The sequence below is a fragment of the Microcoleus sp. C2D2 genome (genome assembly GCF_036702495.1).
Lineage (GTDB): Bacteria > Cyanobacteriota > Cyanobacteriia > Cyanobacteriales > Microcoleaceae > Microcoleus.
The window spans coordinates 78,144-94,117 of the sequence record NZ_JAUBTO010000005.1 but is presented as its reverse complement, the minus strand read 5'-3'; the positions used below and the strand labels follow the sequence as shown (position 1 = coordinate 94,117).

Below are 15,974 nucleotides of genomic sequence, written 5' to 3'. Positions count from 1 at the left end.
TCAAAAAAAATCAAAGTCTTGTGGGGTGGGCGTCCCGCCCGCCCTGAATATACAATTTAAATGCGCGACAGCTTATCTACCACTACAATAACTTCCATGAGTTCGAGGGGATAAGTCTGCGAGTGCAAAGCATCAAGACCGCGACGCAGCGAAGAACTTCGATTGTGGCTGGGAATAATTATGCTAACTGTTGGATTTTCCCTGTTCCTATTAGATTGGTAATTGGTATTTGGTCTTTGGTCTTTGGTATTTAGTATTTGGGAATTTATAATTGGTGATTAAAATTTCAAACACTCTTACTTCTTCCCTGTCCCCTCAATATCCATCTGTTAAATCCCTTAAATCCCTTACACAATCCGTTGCCGGGCTTCCCTCTTTCTCCTGACTAATGACTCCTGACTCATCCAAAAAACTTAGACCTTAGTTTAATTTCCCAGATTCATCTGTGGAGTAAATCTCAAATCTCAAATCTCAAATCTCAAATCGATTGACTTCCCCTTTAACTTCCTGCAAGCGCTTGCGAGAATAAAAATAAGCCATCGGCCCGCTAAAGCATCCCCGCAGTTGAGCTAAAAGTAAATCACTAGGAATACAGCCCGGTTGCTTTCGCACTGAAGCAAATAATTCAGGAATTTGCTTATACCACAGCCATTCCCAAGCTAATAGAGGCACACTAAATTCTCTGTTGATTACAAACATCCGCGTCCAGAAAGCATAGACTGCGATTCCGTAGCCTTGGAGCGTTTTTTGCAATTCTTCCCAAGTGCGCCGATGGCGGTGCCAGCTCAACGCTCTCGGATCGTAGACAATGCGGTAGCCCGCGCGCAAAATGCGAGCAAACAGTTCGCAGTCTTCGCCACCGACAGCGGGCGTTCCCGCCCCCAAAGCCTCGTCAAACAAGCCGATAAAGTCGATCGAGCTTTTGCGCAAAGCCATGCTCGCCGAAACCCCCACTGGATAGACTATCAGCGGGTTGCAGTGCGCCCCGTCAAAAATTCGGCGCTTGAAGCCCCGCCCGTGGGGGCTGTAGCACTCGAACCATTCTTGCGCTTCAGTTTCCAGTTCCAAGGGCATCACCAGCCCCGTAACGCACATAACTCGCGGATCTCTGAAATTTCGCAACAGCGATCGCAGCCAGTTCGGATCCGGGGCCGCATCGTCATCTGTAAAGGCTACGAATTCGTGTTTAGCTTCGCGTAAAGCTCGATTGCGGGCCGCGCTCGATCCCGGTACGTCTTCGCGCACATAGCGGACTTTTGGGTAATTTTTGATTAGTTCCTTGGTAGCGTCCGTGGCGGGACAATTGTCAATTACCACGTATTCCTGACCGTCGTCGGGCAGCCACATCAGCGCGTCGAGACAGCGCCGCAAATCGGACGGTCGATCGCGCGTGCAAACTGCTACTGTGGCGAGCGGCATTGCGTCGAGCGGTCCCCGCTCATCCCATTCTAGAATGTCGTAGAGCCAGCTTTTCCACAACGGGTCACCACCAGCATTCCTCAGTGTTTCCCGTAATTCCTCACCGCCAATGCGACCTCCGACTACAGGCAAAAGAGCTTGACCGAGCGGTTTTCCGTCCAGCCGAATTAAAATCAAGGCTTTGCTGTAACGCTCCTCAAGCGTAATTTCCGGCAAGAGTTCGGAGAATTCCAGGTCAAGAATAGCTGTTGCCATTTTATATTTTATATTTGAATATTTTAGATTACGAAAAAATTCTCGATCGTGCGTATATTACAGGAGGTATTTTAGCCGAAATTGTTTGAGCCGATAGCAACTTCTCAATGCCATACTTGCCGAGCGCCGATCGCGAATCAAAGATCGAGCCTCATTTTTGTTATTGCTTTTATTTATTTTTGCTTTCAATGACCCGCTGATGTCAAGTTTTTTGGCAACCTAATTTTTACCGCCGACAACGAGCGAGCGTCGAGGCTTGTGTCAATTGCAGGTGTTATTGGCACTCTGCTGCCACGCCTCGCCATTAATGCCACATCTAAAAACCCGATTTTTTAAGAAAACTCGGTTTGTGCGATCGCTCCTCATTTTAGCTTTAATTGCGATCGGGTACTATTCAAGGGCAACATACCAAACAATTCAACACTCTCGCCCTTCCAACTTTCGCCCCTAGTAGTTCTCTAGCAATCCCAAGCCATTTGGGAGAATATAGATCCAGCCCCTGAAATACTCTTTTTTTATAATAAAGCCAAATGCTAAGTATAACCGCACAAAAAACAATAATATCTTCTCGGGTCAAGTAGGGGCCCCTTTAGCTAAGAATCACTCCTATACAAGCCACTTTATTCGTGATCTCACCCGCCAGACCCCCATTATGGTTATTTGTACCCACTTACTTAACCGACCTCAAAGAGTTGAGCTAGTCCAATCCATACCCACGTGAATTGAAGCGAGCTTCTTGAGTTCAAATGTTTTTCAAAGGCTATAAACACCGAGATATTCAGGAGGTTCGAGAAGTCAGTCCCTGGTTCATTTGCCAAGAGACTAAACTCTATAAACTACTGGTATATCTAGGTTAAAACTGGCAGAGCGACCCGGGTCAGTCGGTTATCTAGAATCTGCGCAAAGCGCAGCAGTCATTGGCTGGCTGCCGTCAAAGAACAGGAATCTCGCAGAACTGCAAGGATACATATTCGAGAACTACGATGTGGTGTTTGACTCCAAACAAAGCTATTACACACTGTTTAACCAGGAACGGATTAGGTCAAAAAAAAACTCAAAAACGCAACCCTAAATAAAACCCAGCAATGCTCAAAAAAAAACCGGACATTACAGACTGGTTGGAGATTCATCAAGCTGAGATTACTTCTGGCAAGTTAATGGTATTTTTACAGCATGAATATCATCTATTGTCGGGGGATTGATGTGGCTGTGTTTGGGGTAAAACAAAAAAACGCATCGTGTTGTCGCCTAGTCAATGAGCGGAGTAAACAAACCTATTATGGGGCAGTCAGTCGATTTTAGATTTGAGGTTTGAGACGGGGGCGTGAGACGGGGGCGTGACGTTGGGCGAAACGTCTCGCCGCGCTTTTAGGTTCGGCGTGACGTTGGGCGAAACGTCTCGCCGCGCTTTTAGGTTCGGCTCGCGCTCGCCGTCGAAGGATTTGACATTTACTCCACAGATGAATCTGGGAACTTGAACAAGAGTCTAAAACTTTGGGTGGCTGGCGAGTCCTGGTTCACAAGTATCCGTTTTTCGGCGATGTCAAAAAGCCATTTAAACTCTCTCCCGGATAGCCACAAGGTTTGCTTAGAAGAATGTATCAAACTTTTACAAAGAAACCCATCAAACTCATAAAGTCTCTCTCTGCCCTGACAAAAGCAGTTAGCTAGCACGATTCTGGTTCTCCAAGTTTTTCAGATGGGACTATACACCGCCCTCAATACCCTAAAAATGAAGATTTGTAAAGTTTTATCAAGATATTGGGGCATCTGAATTAAAATCTTCTCATAAAAAAGACTAGCTTTTAGCAGGCGCAAATTGTGGAAAAATGTTTAAAACTCAGAATATGAGATCGAGTTCGCTGCTCTTACATGGTGCAATAAAATGTAACTTTTGATGGCAGAACCAGTAGCATGAACTTTGTCGAAGGCCGAAGGCCCGGAGCGGCCAATGCCTTCGGAAAATCGCTTTCCAGGCGCTGCATCAAATCTTAAGTGCAATTATTTTCCGGCAACGGGAGCCGGAGCCTTCGAGCAAACATTTAACTCCAGGGCTTACGCACCACAACTTTGATAAACCGGGTTTTTTTACCGGGAGCGAGGACGGCAACAAAGTGTTTTCGTCCATCTTTCCCCGGTTTCGGCGTCCGGGACTGAACTCGATCGAATGAATGCAGTCGCAACCAATGTTTAAATGTGGCGATACTGCAAGTTGCGTGCAAAGCAGGGAGCTAACCGCAGTGATGGATCTCGATTGTTTACCTTACGGCGCAGGCCACGCACAGGAAGGAGTCTGTCTGCTAGTCCGAATGGGGCCGCACCGCATTTTACTCGACTGCGGTGTAGAGGATATTGCACCCCTGTCAGCGACACTAAATCGATCGCTGCCAGCCGATTTCGTGGTGTGCAGCCACGCCCACTCCGACCACGCCAGAGGTTTGCTAGCACTCCATCAATCTTTCCCCCACTTGCCAATTTACGCCAGCGAAGTGACAGCGCGACTGCTACCGCTCAACTGGCCCGGACCGTCTCAGCAGCCAGAGTCCGGGTTCTGTCAGGCACTGCCCTGGCAGTCGCCGATCGAACTGCGCCCGGGATTGAGCGTGCAGTTGTTCCCGTCGGGCCATTTGCCCGGAGCGGCGACTGTGCTGCTGACTTATGCCGCCCCCCACCGCACCTACACCCTGGTGTACACCGGCGACTTTTTCCTGTCCAATTCTCGTTTGGTGGAAGGTTTGCCCTTGGGAGAACTCAGGGGCATGAAGCCGGATGTGTTAATTTTGGAAGGCAGTTACGGCACCGCGCGCCACCCTCACCGCCGACAACTGGAAAATCAGTTAGCCGATCGCATCCACCGCGCCATCGCCGACGGGTACTCGGTACTGCTGCCCGCGCCGGCCCTCGGTTTGGGTCAAGAACTGCTGATGCTGCTCCGCAGTCACCACTACTTTACAGGCCGCGACTTGGATATTTGGGTGGACGGCACTGTCGCCGACGGGTGCGACGCTTATCTGGAACTGCTGCCCCAATTTCCCACCGCCGTCCAAAATTTTGCTCTGCACCAACCTTTGTTTTGGGACGAAAGGGTGAAACCCCGCGTCCGCAGGCTGTCTGCCGAAGGGCGCCCCGGATTGGGTTCCACGCCGTGTATTGTAATTACAGACAAGTTTGCTGATTTGGCTTTGTATGTTGCCGAAAGCACAAATCCTTGGATTTTGCTCGCACCTCAAAAACCCGGATATCCCGTCATCAACTGGCCCGAATCAGGAGTCAGAAGTGTCGAAACTTATCTGCTAGCCGAACACTGCGACGGCCCAGGGACTACCCAGCTCATCCACAATTTGCGTCCCCAGCACGTAATTTTGATCCACGGTTCCCCTGCATATTTGGCTGACTTGGCTAACTTGGACGAGCTGCGAAACCGCTACCAGTTGCACACTCCCGCCGTCGGAACACTTGTAGAACTGCCGATCGGGGAAATGTTTTTGCAGCCCGCTATCCCGGAAACTAACTATGAGGGAGAACTCAGCGAATTGGGGAAAGAGGTAGCAATTAGCTTGCCGAGTCCGATTACAGCCGATCCTCGGTGGGCCAATTTTGCCGACACCGGTTTGGTAGAAGCACGCTGGCAAGGCGAAGAACTGGTAGTGCGCGGCATCTCCCAGCGGGAACTGCTTTTTCAAGGCAGCGCCGTTCAGGCCAACCTCGAATGCTGCGGCAATTGCCAGCACTACCGCGGCCAGCGCTGTTGGAACCAATTATCTGCTTTGTTTGGCTTTAAAGTTACCCCCGACGGTTACTGTCCGGTGTTTAAAGCGATACCGGAGTCCGAACTTTTCCTAGATGGGGAAACAGAGGGCGAATAAGCTGTCGGGCACCTCGAAACCAGCCCGCAGGCAAAGAAAACAAAAGAACAGTCCTGGACGCACCCAGACAAAAAACCCCCTTTAACTTCCTCGCGGTTCGTCCCGCGCTCTATCGGATCGAGGATGAGCGTCGGCATGAAAGCAGGGTTGTTGACGACACTCCCCTGACCTATGGGCGAGGGCGCGAGATCCTCTCTTGATGGAAGAAACAGCCAATTACTTAGTAAAATCAGCGTTTACCATCAGAACGGTTCTAAAAACTGCCAGAAGGCGCAAATCAAAGTCGCGAGAATGCACCATCGGATTGCTAATCGTCGCAAAGACTTTCATCTGAAAACGGCGCATAAACTTTGCTCTGGAGCGCAAACCATCTTTGCCGAAGACCTCAATGTCAAAGGGTTGACGAGGGGGATGCCCAGTAAAGACTGTTGATGCTCAAGAAGGACAGTTTCTCTCTTTGACAGAATGGGTTTGTTGGAAGCGTGGGTGTACTTTGCTAAAGTCAATCCCAACGCTACTAGCCAAACCTGCCCAGCTTGCCTTGCAACCGTCAGTAAGGAGCTCTCTTGTTAGAGAGCATCGTTGTCCCGAGTGTAATTATCGGACTCATCGAAATCGTGCAGCAGCAGAGATGGTTTTGCATCGTGGACTAGAAAATCTAGTAGCCCAAGGGCTCTGGGGAACGGAAACAGCCTGTCAAGTCGGTCTGTCGGGGGTCTATAACCTAGAAAAGTGGCGTGGGACAGGAATATCCAAGAGCTAGCGAGGGTGCGCCCGCGCTGTACTCGTAGAGTCAGCGTCGGCAGGATGTCACCCAGGGGTAAGCTGTCGCCCATTGAATTTTTCAACTACTGTGTACTTACGCTCTTGTGGGGTGGGCAGGAGAGCCCGCCATCAAGCTTAAATTTAAAGGCCAAATAGCTTATTTGCTCCCAACCCAGAATATTTTTGGCCTAAACTGGGTTTTTTGCATAATTCCTCCACAAAAAAGGGAGAAAAGTCGTTTTCTTTTCCCCCAAGTCTTCCTGGTGCCTCAAGCGCGAGCTCAAAACTATTCCAAATTCGAGTCGGGGTAGTGATTGCGAATTTGTTCGGCTTCGGGACAATCGTCAGAAACTAGGGGTTCGCAGTTAGTTCGGGACACCGAAGCCAACTTCTGGGACACAGATCCAATACTTTCGAGACGCACCATTTCTTCCCAGGAGCTGATTTCGTCTTCTTCGTCGGTTTCGTAGCGCAGCGTGACTAGATCCCCTTCAATATCTAGGATACGAGCGCGCTCTATCCAACGTTGCTGATCTCGAAGAAAAATAGAAACCTCACGACCATCACAACAGAGTTGATAGATTTTGCGCTGTAGCATTTGTCAGTTCTCCTGCGCAGTTTAAGTTGCTTAAAATATAGCCTGTTTACCGTAACGTACTTTGGGTTTTACATCGGAAGGCACAGCCGTATGGACGGGCCATTTTCACGTTTTCCGAAACTTTGGTACCGATGGGAGTTACCAAATTTCATTTTACCACCAAATCTATCTAGTACGCCATTTATCCAATTACAGATTTTGCAGCCAGTGGCATCCGTCGCGGGAGGCATTTGCCAGCATAGATCCGAGCCTTAGAACTTGACTCGGGCGATCGCGATTAACAGCCACAATAAAAACAGACTCTGCCTCAGAAATCTCCCTCTTTTCTGGCTCAAGTCCCCCAGAAACCTCTTGTTTCGACGTTTGTTCTAGCCCACTAACGTCTCTTGACTCAATCTCAAATCTCCAAGCGAAAGCTCCTTTCGCCACACTCAAACAGTGACAATAAAAACAGACTCTGCCTCAGAAATCTCGCTTTTTTCTGGCTCAAGTCCCCCAGAAACCTATTGTTTCCACGTTTGTTCTAGCCCACTAAGGTCTCTTGACTCAATCTCAAATCTCAAATCTCAAAGCGAAAGCTCCAAAGCGACACTCAAACAGCGACAATAAAAACAGACTCTGCCTCAGAAATCTCGCTCTCTTGTGCCTCAAGTCCCCCAGAAACCTCTTGTTTCGACGTTTGTTCTAGCCCTCAGTACCCCCTGTGAACTCAATCTAAAATCTAAAATCTAAAATTTAAAATCGATTGACCGGAGTGTGATAAAAATCACTGACAGCAGGCAGCGCCTAAATGTAGAAAATGGTGGCGGCCAACAACTAGCTTCAAAACGGGCAGCGGAACCTGTGGCGGTTAAGCTAAAAGAATTGCGGTTCCGTTCAAAACAAATTGGAGTCCTCGCGAGTGCGTATTAAGGAGACGAATTGATGGTGTACGCAGAAAATTGGTCGCAGCCGTCTATCTTGGAGCTAGCGCGATCGGGCAACTTTCAAGCCCTGAATTACTGGATTGACAGCTTGCTGCGACCCGAAGGGATTTATGCCCGCGTCGAACAGGCTCATGCTGGCTGCGTCCAAATCCTCGTAGAATTTCAGCGCGAATTTGCGCCAGATACTAGATTACTGGGGAGCACTCTCCGGGAAGGCTTAGTCAAATTTATTTGCCACCAACTCTGGAGACTCAACTCGCCAGCAGTAGAAGGGGTGCGTATTCACGCGCGCTTGGCTGGGGAACCAGACATTCTCTGGAAACAGTCAGTGCGAATTGTCACTCCGGCAAACCGCCAGCGGCGGCGTTACCGTTCCCTACTGGTCGTCGATTGGGTTAAATTTAAAACGTATCGTTCTCTGCTGCTAGTGGGGTCGGCACTTGCCTCATTTATTTTAGGGTGTTGGGTGAGCTACCACGAAGCTCTGGCCCTGCGGTTAGTATCCCCAGTATCCGGGTACCAGCAAGCTGCAGTAATTTCGGGGCCGCCTGCCAAACGTGCGGATGCGGTGCAAGCGGCATTAGAAGTGGTACCAGTAGTACAGCAAAAGCAACTTGCTAATCCTTACGACCTAACCGTAACGCTGATGTTCGGAGGAAATGTGAATCTATCGGATGCGCTCGGAGCATCTGCGGGCAACGATTACCATTGGGCTTTTGCCAATATGGACGAGTACCGGCAAGCAGATGTGGCGATGGTTAACCTAGAAAACCCCCTGACTCGCTCTAAATTGGACTCTGGCAAAAAACAATTAAATTTTAAAGCCGATCCAGAATCGGTGAAAGTATTAACAGCAGGAGGAGTGGATATTGTCAATCTGGCAAATAGCCACGCTATGGATTACGCGGAACCGGGGCTGGTGGAGACTATGAATACTCTAGATAATAGTGGGATTCAACACCAGGGAGCCGGCAGAGATATTAAAGAAGCGAGGCGTCCAGATATTATTGAGGTTAAGGGTCAGCGGATCGCCTACCTCGGTTATTACGATGCCGACCTTCACGCCGCCGACCAAGGGAAAGCGGGCACTAACCCCCGCCGCAACAATCGCGTGGCAGAGGATATTCGAGCTCTCAGGGGTCAGGTAGACTGGATTATTGTTAATTACCACTGGGGAGTCGAATTGGCAGATTATCCGGGGGACTGGCAGATTGATTTGGCTCGGTTCACGATCGACCAAGGAGCTGATTTGGTAGTGGGACACCACCCCCAGGTTTTGCAAGGTGCAGAAATTTACAAGGGCCGCCCGATAGTTTACTCGCTGGGTAATTTTATATTCGGCCCGAATGCTGGCAGGGATTACGATACCGCAGTCCTGAAAGTATCCCTCAAAGACAGGAATATGAAGGTAGAGTTTCTGCCTGTGGAGGTGAAAAAGTTTCAGCCCAAGGTGGTGAAGGGAGCCGCTGCGGAGCGCATCCTCAAACACGTTGAGCAAATTTCTAGTATTTTCGATCGGCCGATGCGATCTTCTGTAGTTCTCGAGGCCCCAATGAACTTAGGAACGGCACCAAAAACTCCTTCTTTTCCATTGCCAGGAGCAGCAAAGAGCGGTACCTACGGGCCCGGGCGGGGTTCCGGGGCCAGCGACGGTGAAAGCAATCTGCAAGGCCCCGGACAACCCAAACCAACTTTGATTTTGCCGGCTTTGCCACCTGCGCCCAAACAGCCGGACAACTCCTCATTTTTCCCGAACGGGACGGAACCTGCAATTGAGTCAAACCCGCCGAGGAATCTAAATTTGCCGCCGCGCATCTACCGCACTCAACCTCAAAATCCCAGCGGGGAAGCAGATCCGTTTACGAAAGAGCCATTCATCAAAGAACCGTTTATTTCGCCCCCATCTCCCAGTCAAGGAGCAGTGCCGAGTCCCCAAAGCTATCTTCCCCCCACTCGGGCTGTATCTTTTGAAGTCGCACTCAAAGAGCAGCCGACCTCCACGATCGTTCCAGGTACAAGCAGCGACCGCTCCGGGCCGCGGCTCGCCCTGCCTCCTATAGCTGGGAGCATTGGTTAGCCGATGGGGGTCGGAGCGAGAAGGCAGGGGGAGGATAGGGGCGGTAATGGGTGAACATCAACATAGCAGCGACCAATATTAACGACCAATTTACTGACAACCAATGATCAATGACCTACTACCGATGACAAATGTGTTTGCGATCGCGCTCAAGCAAAAGCAGTACAAAACCTATATCCTCTCCGACGAAACCGCTAACTCTGCTCTAGAAGTTGTGCCGGAACGGGGCGGTATTGCCACTAGCTGGCTGGTTGAAGGCAAAGAAATCTTCTACTTGGACGCGGAACGGTTCGCCAATCCCGATCTGACAGTACGCGGCGGGATTCCCATCCTGTTTCCCATCTGCAGCAATCTCCCTGACAATACTTACACCCACAAGGGAGTGCAGCGCAAGCTCAAACAGCACGGCTTTGCGCGAGACTTGCCTTGGAGAATAGCGGAACCAGTTACGGAGGGTTGCGCCGCTCTTACCCTGATTCTCGACAGCAGCGACAAGACGCTGGCTGTTTATCCCTTTGATTTCCAACTAGCCTTCACTTATCAGATTAAAGGCAATTCTTTGGAAATTTTTCAGCGATACACCAATCTGTCTGCCGAACCCATGCCTTTTTCTAGCGGTTTCCACCCCTACTTTTTGGCGAGGGACAAATCTAAGCTCCGGTTTGAGATTCCCGGGATGCAGTACAGAGATCAGAACACCCACGCCAAGGGTTACTTCACCGGGGTTTTTGACCCGACCCTGGATGAAATTGATGTTTCCTTTGACGAGCTCACTGGTCTTGCTGCTACTGTCACTGACGCGGCCCAGAACTTGCGGCTCACCCTCAGTTACAACTCCAGCTATGGGAAGTTGGTTTTCTGGATGGTGAAGGGCAAGGATTTTTACTGTTTGGAACCTTGGACTGCTCCTAGAAATGCCCTCAACACTGGCGAACACTTGATTTATTTGCAGCCGGGAGCGACTTGCGAGATGCTGGTTCGCCTGAGTGCAACTTTTTTTTAAAAAACACTTGCTATTTCACATCATGGGTGCTACTATTAGAAATTGTGTGCGGTAACAATGTATTCCAGGGTCGCTAGCTCAGCGGTAGAGCATTCGGCTTTTAACCGATTGGTCTCGGGTTCAAATCCCGGGCGACCCATAAAAAATTGGTGAGTGAAAAATTTTGAGTTTTGAGTGGAATGCTCGGAACTCAAAATTTTGTTTGTTGAACTTTTAAGTAAATCTGGAAAGATAGTGCGCGATCGGTGGCAAATTGTCTTAATATTATCGTAAGAATTGAGACTGTCCAAAATTCACTGCCCAGAAATCACAAATAATTAGGAGGAATATCTATGGCGCTTGTACCTATGCGACTGCTGCTCGACCACGCGGCTGAAAACGGTTACGGCCTACCGGCTTACAACGTCAACAACATGGAGCAAATCCAAGCGATCATGCGCGCTGCTGACGAAACCAACAGCCCTGTGATCCTGCAAGCTTCTCGCGGCGCTCGCTCCTACGCTGGCGAAAATTTCCTGCGCCACTTGATTTTGGCAGCAGTTGAAACCTATCCTCACATTCCCATTTCCATGCACCAAGACCACGGCAATGCCCCCGGCACTTGCTATTCTGCCATGCGCCAAGGTTTCACCAGCGTGATGATGGACGGTTCTCTGGAAGCGGATGCTAAGACTCCCGCCAGCTACGAGTACAACGTTCAAGTTACTCGCGATGTGGTGAATGTTGCTCATTCGATCGGCGTTAGCGTTGAAGGTGAACTGGGTTGCTTGGGTTCTCTGGAAACAGGAATGGGCGAAGCAGAAGACGGCCACGGCTTTGAAGGTGCGCTTTCTCACGATCAGTTGCTGACAGATCCTGAACAAGCTGTTGATTTCGTCGAGCAAACCGGCGTTGATGCTCTAGCAGTCGCGATCGGCACTTCTCACGGCGCTTACAAGTTCACTCGCAAGCCGACTGGCGAAATTTTGGCAATCAGCCGCATTGAAGAAATTCACCGCCGCTTGCCAAATACTCACTTGGTAATGCACGGTTCTTCTTCTGTGCCCCAAGAATTGCTGGAAATCATCAACAACAACGGCGGCAAAATCCGCGAAACCTACGGCGTACCTGTGGAAGAAATCCAAAAGGGCATTAAGTGCGGCGTTCGCAAGATCAATATCGATACTGACAACCGTTTGGCGATTACCGCTGCGGTGCGCGAAGCTTTGTTTGCGAAGCCCGATGAGTTTGACCCCCGCCACTTCTTGAAGCCGTCGATCAAGTATATGCAGAAGGTTTGTAGCGATCGCTACAACTCTTTCGGTTGCGCCGGTAACGGTACAAAGATTAAGCAAGTGTCTTTGGACGATTTTGCAGCTAAGTATGCTAAGGGCGAATTGAGCTCTTCTGCTAAGAAAACTGTGGCTGTTTAAAAATTTTAGGTTTGAGATTTTAGATTTGTCTGAGGTCTAAAGTTTCGATTGCCGGGTAGCTTTGAAGTTGCCCGGTTTTTGTTTGTGCGATTTTATGTATTTAATCACTCGGCGATTGAATTCGCTAGTATACAAACTAAGTCTGCCTCCGCAGACTAAGAGATATCAATTACAGTGCACGGGCGATCGCATATTGCCTCAGTACAGGTGAAATCGTGTAAAAATTTGCTTGTTGTTCTATCAAGCAGCGCCGCGATAGAGATTGCACGGCATTTAGCAAATCTGAAGCCGGAAGTATGTCATTTTCTAGCAATTTTGCCCGATCGATCGGCTGGCTTTCTTTCCCTAACAAGAAGATTACTTGTTTTTCTAGTTCGGATAGGCGATCGAACTGCTGCTGTAAAACATCTTTCAAATCTTCCGGCAACAATATAGTATCATTTGGTAATAACTCTGTCACGCCTCCTCCCAAGTCTTGAATCAGATTCGCCACGCTTTTTAACCATACGGGATTGCCTTGGTAGCGATGAATGAGTGCTTCACTGTTGTCGCTTTCTTCTAACCCATAATCTCTGAGTATTTCTCGTCCGGCTGCGATGTCTAAACCTTTGAGTTGTAAGGTGCTAATAGAAGTATTTTGGTTTTTAACTTGAGTCACTTCTCTCGGTTGTTCCCAACCGATTAACATAAAGCAGCTTTGATGGGATAATTTTTCTATTTGTTTGAATAAAGAGCGATATTCTTCGCATTCAGGTTTGTATTTTCCTGCCAAGTCGCCGCTACAGAAAAGGTTGTGAACGTCATCTAATATTATTAAACAGCGATAGTTTTGTAAATACTTAATCAGCGGTAAGCGTTTTGGGTTTGTTGGGGATGAATCTTGTTTTTCGGAATTGGAAAAAAGCTGTATTAGGTTAGATTGAAATTTTTCTATACTGGTGAATTGGTCTAGCGTGTACCAAACTGCGTACTCAAACTCGTCTTTGATTTGTTTTACGAGTTGTACTGCTAGGGATGTTTTGCCGATGCCGGTGATGCCGGTGAGGGTTATGAGGCGGCTGTTTTGTTGTAGAATCCAGGTTGTGAGGGTTTGGAGTTCGTGGGTGCGATCGAAGAAATCACCCAACTCTGGCATTTCGCTTAAATCTTGATGTAGAGTTTTAATTTGTTTTGAGTTAGATGTTTCCTGATTTGGTGGCTGTAAGTTTGGGATATTTGGCGGGTGTCTACCTTCTCCACAGGTGTTAAAACTACCACTGATGTATTGTTCGCTGACGTTTTGTGCAAAGTTTGAAACATTAGAGACTTGGAACCTGTAAATGGCAGATATAAAATTCTTTTTATTAACATCTTCTCCCAACTTTTCTGAAAGTATCTGCCATAATTCCGAACCAACTTGCTTCACACTACTTTCAGAACAGTCAAAGTTTTTGGCTATGTGTTTGTATGTCTCGCGTTGTAGAGTTCCTCGCAGTACCGCTTCTTGTAAATCGTCAAGGTGCTGACCCGTTTTCTCGAAGACTATGCGATCGGCGAGGGTTAACACTTCTTTAAGATTCATCTGGCTAGGGAGATGGGATAGTTGGGTCTATTGTAGCTCACCTTTGCCTGCTTTTTAGCACTTTTTTGTACATATTTATACAAAAACAGATTAAAGAGAATGAAATAGGGAAAATTTTCTCGACAAAATTGAACTTTTTTGGACTCGACAAAGCTTTAATTGATTAAGGATAATGGGAAAAGTCAGGCTACACTCCATAAGTGTGCTTCAACCAGTATATGTTCATTTAACTCGACCAGGCAGAGGAGAAGAAATGAGAGAAGGTGAAGTACGACCGTTCAACAGTTCCAATGTTAATTCAGCACCTGATGCGGGTGGCATTTACGCAATATATGATGAAACCGTAGGGGATATTCTTGCCTATATTGGAAGATCAAACAATATCCGTCGTAGACTGAAAGAGCACTTGAGTGGTCGTGGCAGTAAGTCGATTGATATGTTGATTGGGCAGGGCCATGATTTGTGGTTCTCGTTTGGTTACTCAGACAACCCACATGGTGCGGAAGCAGCGGAACTTGCGAGGCTGTCTCCTGCTGGCAATAGAAAACGCGAAATCAAATATCTGGAAGAGTAGGAAATTTTTATTAGTGCGAGCGCGTCTATTGTTAAGTGGGGCTAGCTTGCGTCAACCCACTATTTTGAACAAATACAATCTTTCAGATGGAAAAAGTAAACTAATGTCAGAAGAAAACCTCCTATTAAAGTCGGCAAATACTCTGCTCCTCGAAGCAGAAAACACGGGACGAACCTGTCCCGAATCAGCGCAAATAGCCGCCTTGACTGCTATTGGTAAAGCACTTGTGGCAACGGCTTATCAGCTTTCTACCATTGCTCAACAGCTTGCCGCCGCTAATCAACATCTTAGGAACGACTAAAGGTTAGTGTGCTCGCAGCTCTTGTAGGTTGGGTTTCCTTGTGTCAACCCAACCTCTTTTTTGCAAATACCAAACAGGGTGATGATTCTACAAAAAGCGATACTTTAGGAAAACAAACATCGATCGCCCTATGGACAAAGATTTCTGCTAAAGTATAGCGCGTACTTAAATCAAACAGCCTACACTTGTGGAAAGAATTCCAAACGAGGCCTTAGTAGTTCGTGGCGGTCGTAATCGCCCAGAAGATATTAAACGCAGTACGGCAACTCACCCCAGCGGCATCACGGGAATTTCTGTAGAATGTGCAGTAGGATTATCTGTAGCAGAGTTAGCAGTGACAATCCCTCATGGACAAGTTGGTGTGACGACAGTAGGCGAGGTTCGCTCCTCCGATGGAGATGTCATCCGTACTTCTGGCCGAAGTCCAAATCATGCAACATTAACTGGCTTAACACCAGAAAAAGCAAGTCTTCTGCTGACACCCACGATTCCTAATCCATCACAACAATTATCCTGAGTTGAGCAAAAATATGAAATATCCCAGAATCTTTGCAGACTTTCATAATGCGGATGAGCAGGGTCGTCTTCGCCTAAATTGCGTGGGTACGATTGAAGATTTGAGTCGCCAAAATATTAAGTTGCAAGATGGTCAATTGCTAGCATTGTATGGCGAAGAGTTAGAAGTCGATGGCGTAGTGCAATATTCAGAAGAGGAAAGTCTTTGGGTTGCAGTAATTGATTGGAAGCAAATTAGGCAGGTAGAGGATATGCTTGTTCAAGCAACAGTCTAGGTAGCGCGCACAGCACAACAAATCAGGCCCGACAGTTTCCCGGTTATCTGTGCTTGCATAGGATCCGTCTCTGGCATTTCTCCCGGATTGCTACAGAACAATCCCATACAAACTACCTTAAAATCTGCGCCCTTCTTCTATCATTTCACGAATTGAGCTTTTATCCAAAGCAATTTCTTGTCACAGTTGTAGTATTCTAGCAGTTGCTGCTTGAATAGATTTTTTAGTAGTCAACTTCCCTAAGTGTTATATTTCGGCTGAATTCCCTCAGAGCGTAGAGGCTGTACAACTACTACAACTTCAATAGCAGTATCTTTCAACTCAGCGGGTATTTGGAGAAGCAATATACCATCTCATCCCATATGCGACATCAGTTTCATTGTTTCCATGTCAGACTCCAGAAAGTTCGAGCAATTCTAGTTTACC

Annotated in this window: 16 protein-coding genes and 1 tRNA gene; 11 read left to right on the top strand and 6 right to left on the bottom strand. The window is 48.0% G+C overall.

The genetic code is table 11. The annotated features are described in order from the left end of the window. Positions 1–56 precede the first annotated feature (56 nt). Positions 57–149 (bottom strand): hypothetical protein, encoded by a 93-nt coding sequence (locus QUB61_RS39745; RefSeq protein ID WP_445300170.1) that lies wholly within the window; start codon positions 147–149, stop codon positions 57–59. Between the two features lie 322 nt (positions 150–471). After that, entirely contained in the window at positions 472–1,674 is a 1,203-nt protein-coding gene (locus QUB61_RS03295; RefSeq protein ID WP_333123565.1) for a glycosyltransferase, read from the bottom strand. A 2,243-nt stretch (positions 1,675–3,917) separates the two neighbouring features. Here QUB61_RS03295 and QUB61_RS03290 point away from each other — a divergent pair. Both QUB61_RS03290 and QUB61_RS39740 read left to right on the top strand, forming a co-directional pair. Next, positions 3,918–5,540, top strand: a complete 1,623-nt coding sequence (locus tag QUB61_RS03290; RefSeq protein WP_333123656.1) for an MBL fold metallo-hydrolase — start codon at positions 3,918–3,920, stop codon at positions 5,538–5,540. 171 nt (positions 5,541–5,711) lie between these two features. Continuing rightward, positions 5,712–5,972 (top strand): transposase, encoded by a 261-nt coding sequence (locus QUB61_RS39740; protein ID WP_445300168.1) that lies wholly within the window; start codon positions 5,712–5,714, stop codon positions 5,970–5,972. A 137-nt stretch (positions 5,973–6,109) separates the two neighbouring features. Here QUB61_RS39740 and QUB61_RS03285 read toward each other — a convergent pair whose 3' ends face one another. From QUB61_RS03285 to QUB61_RS03275, 3 genes are all read right to left on the bottom strand, one after another. Then, positions 6,110–6,376, bottom strand: a complete 267-nt coding sequence (locus tag QUB61_RS03285; RefSeq protein WP_333123562.1) for a hypothetical protein — start codon at positions 6,374–6,376, stop codon at positions 6,110–6,112. A gap of 215 nt (positions 6,377–6,591) precedes the next feature. Beyond that, positions 6,592–6,903: a DUF6679 family protein gene (locus QUB61_RS03280; RefSeq protein ID WP_015177146.1), complete on the bottom strand. Its 312-nt coding sequence runs from the start codon at positions 6,901–6,903 to the stop codon at positions 6,592–6,594. Between the two features lie 189 nt (positions 6,904–7,092). Beyond that, complete coding sequence (locus QUB61_RS03275) at positions 7,093–7,332, bottom strand: hypothetical protein (RefSeq protein WP_333123560.1); 240 nt, start codon at positions 7,330–7,332, stop codon at positions 7,093–7,095. A gap of 327 nt (positions 7,333–7,659) precedes the next feature. On the opposite strand from QUB61_RS03275, the gene QUB61_RS03270 reads away from it, so the two are divergent. From QUB61_RS03270 to fba, 5 genes are all read left to right on the top strand, one after another. Then, entirely contained in the window at positions 7,660–7,815 is a 156-nt protein-coding gene (locus tag QUB61_RS03270; protein ID WP_333123558.1) for a hypothetical protein, read from the top strand. 12 nt (positions 7,816–7,827) lie between these two features. Then, on the top strand, positions 7,828–9,906 hold the full coding sequence (locus QUB61_RS03265) for a CapA family protein (protein WP_333123556.1): 2,079 nt from the start codon (positions 7,828–7,830) through the stop codon (positions 9,904–9,906). Positions 9,907–10,039: 133 nt separating this feature from the next. Then, positions 10,040–10,909: an aldose epimerase family protein gene (locus QUB61_RS03260; RefSeq protein ID WP_445300169.1), complete on the top strand. Its 870-nt coding sequence runs from the start codon at positions 10,040–10,042 to the stop codon at positions 10,907–10,909. 67 nt (positions 10,910–10,976) lie between these two features. Continuing rightward, positions 10,977–11,048, top strand: a tRNA-Lys gene (locus QUB61_RS03255). Between the two features lie 193 nt (positions 11,049–11,241). Then, positions 11,242–12,321 (top strand): class II fructose-bisphosphate aldolase, encoded by a 1,080-nt coding sequence (gene fba, locus QUB61_RS03250; RefSeq protein ID WP_333123550.1) that lies wholly within the window; start codon positions 11,242–11,244, stop codon positions 12,319–12,321. A 169-nt stretch (positions 12,322–12,490) separates the two neighbouring features. Here the strand turns inward: fba and QUB61_RS03245 are convergent, their stop codons facing one another. Next, the gene (locus QUB61_RS03245; protein ID WP_333123547.1) at positions 12,491–13,882 is read right to left on the bottom strand and encodes an NB-ARC domain-containing protein; all 1,392 of its coding nucleotides are present in this window, start codon (positions 13,880–13,882) and stop codon (positions 12,491–12,493) included. A 253-nt stretch (positions 13,883–14,135) separates the two neighbouring features. Between QUB61_RS03245 and QUB61_RS03240 the strand changes: the two genes are divergently transcribed. From QUB61_RS03240 to QUB61_RS03225, 4 genes are all read left to right on the top strand, one after another. Beyond that, positions 14,136–14,456, top strand: a complete 321-nt coding sequence (locus QUB61_RS03240) for a GIY-YIG nuclease family protein (RefSeq protein ID WP_333123544.1) — start codon at positions 14,136–14,138, stop codon at positions 14,454–14,456. 103 nt (positions 14,457–14,559) lie between these two features. Further along, positions 14,560–14,757, top strand: a complete 198-nt coding sequence (locus tag QUB61_RS03235) for a hypothetical protein (RefSeq protein ID WP_333123541.1) — start codon at positions 14,560–14,562, stop codon at positions 14,755–14,757. A 187-nt stretch (positions 14,758–14,944) separates the two neighbouring features. Next, positions 14,945–15,274: a flavoredoxin gene (locus QUB61_RS03230; RefSeq protein ID WP_333123538.1), complete on the top strand. Its 330-nt coding sequence runs from the start codon at positions 14,945–14,947 to the stop codon at positions 15,272–15,274. Positions 15,275–15,287: 13 nt separating this feature from the next. Then, entirely contained in the window at positions 15,288–15,548 is a 261-nt protein-coding gene (locus QUB61_RS03225; RefSeq protein WP_333123535.1) for a hypothetical protein, read from the top strand. Positions 15,549–15,974: the final 426 nt, after the last annotated feature.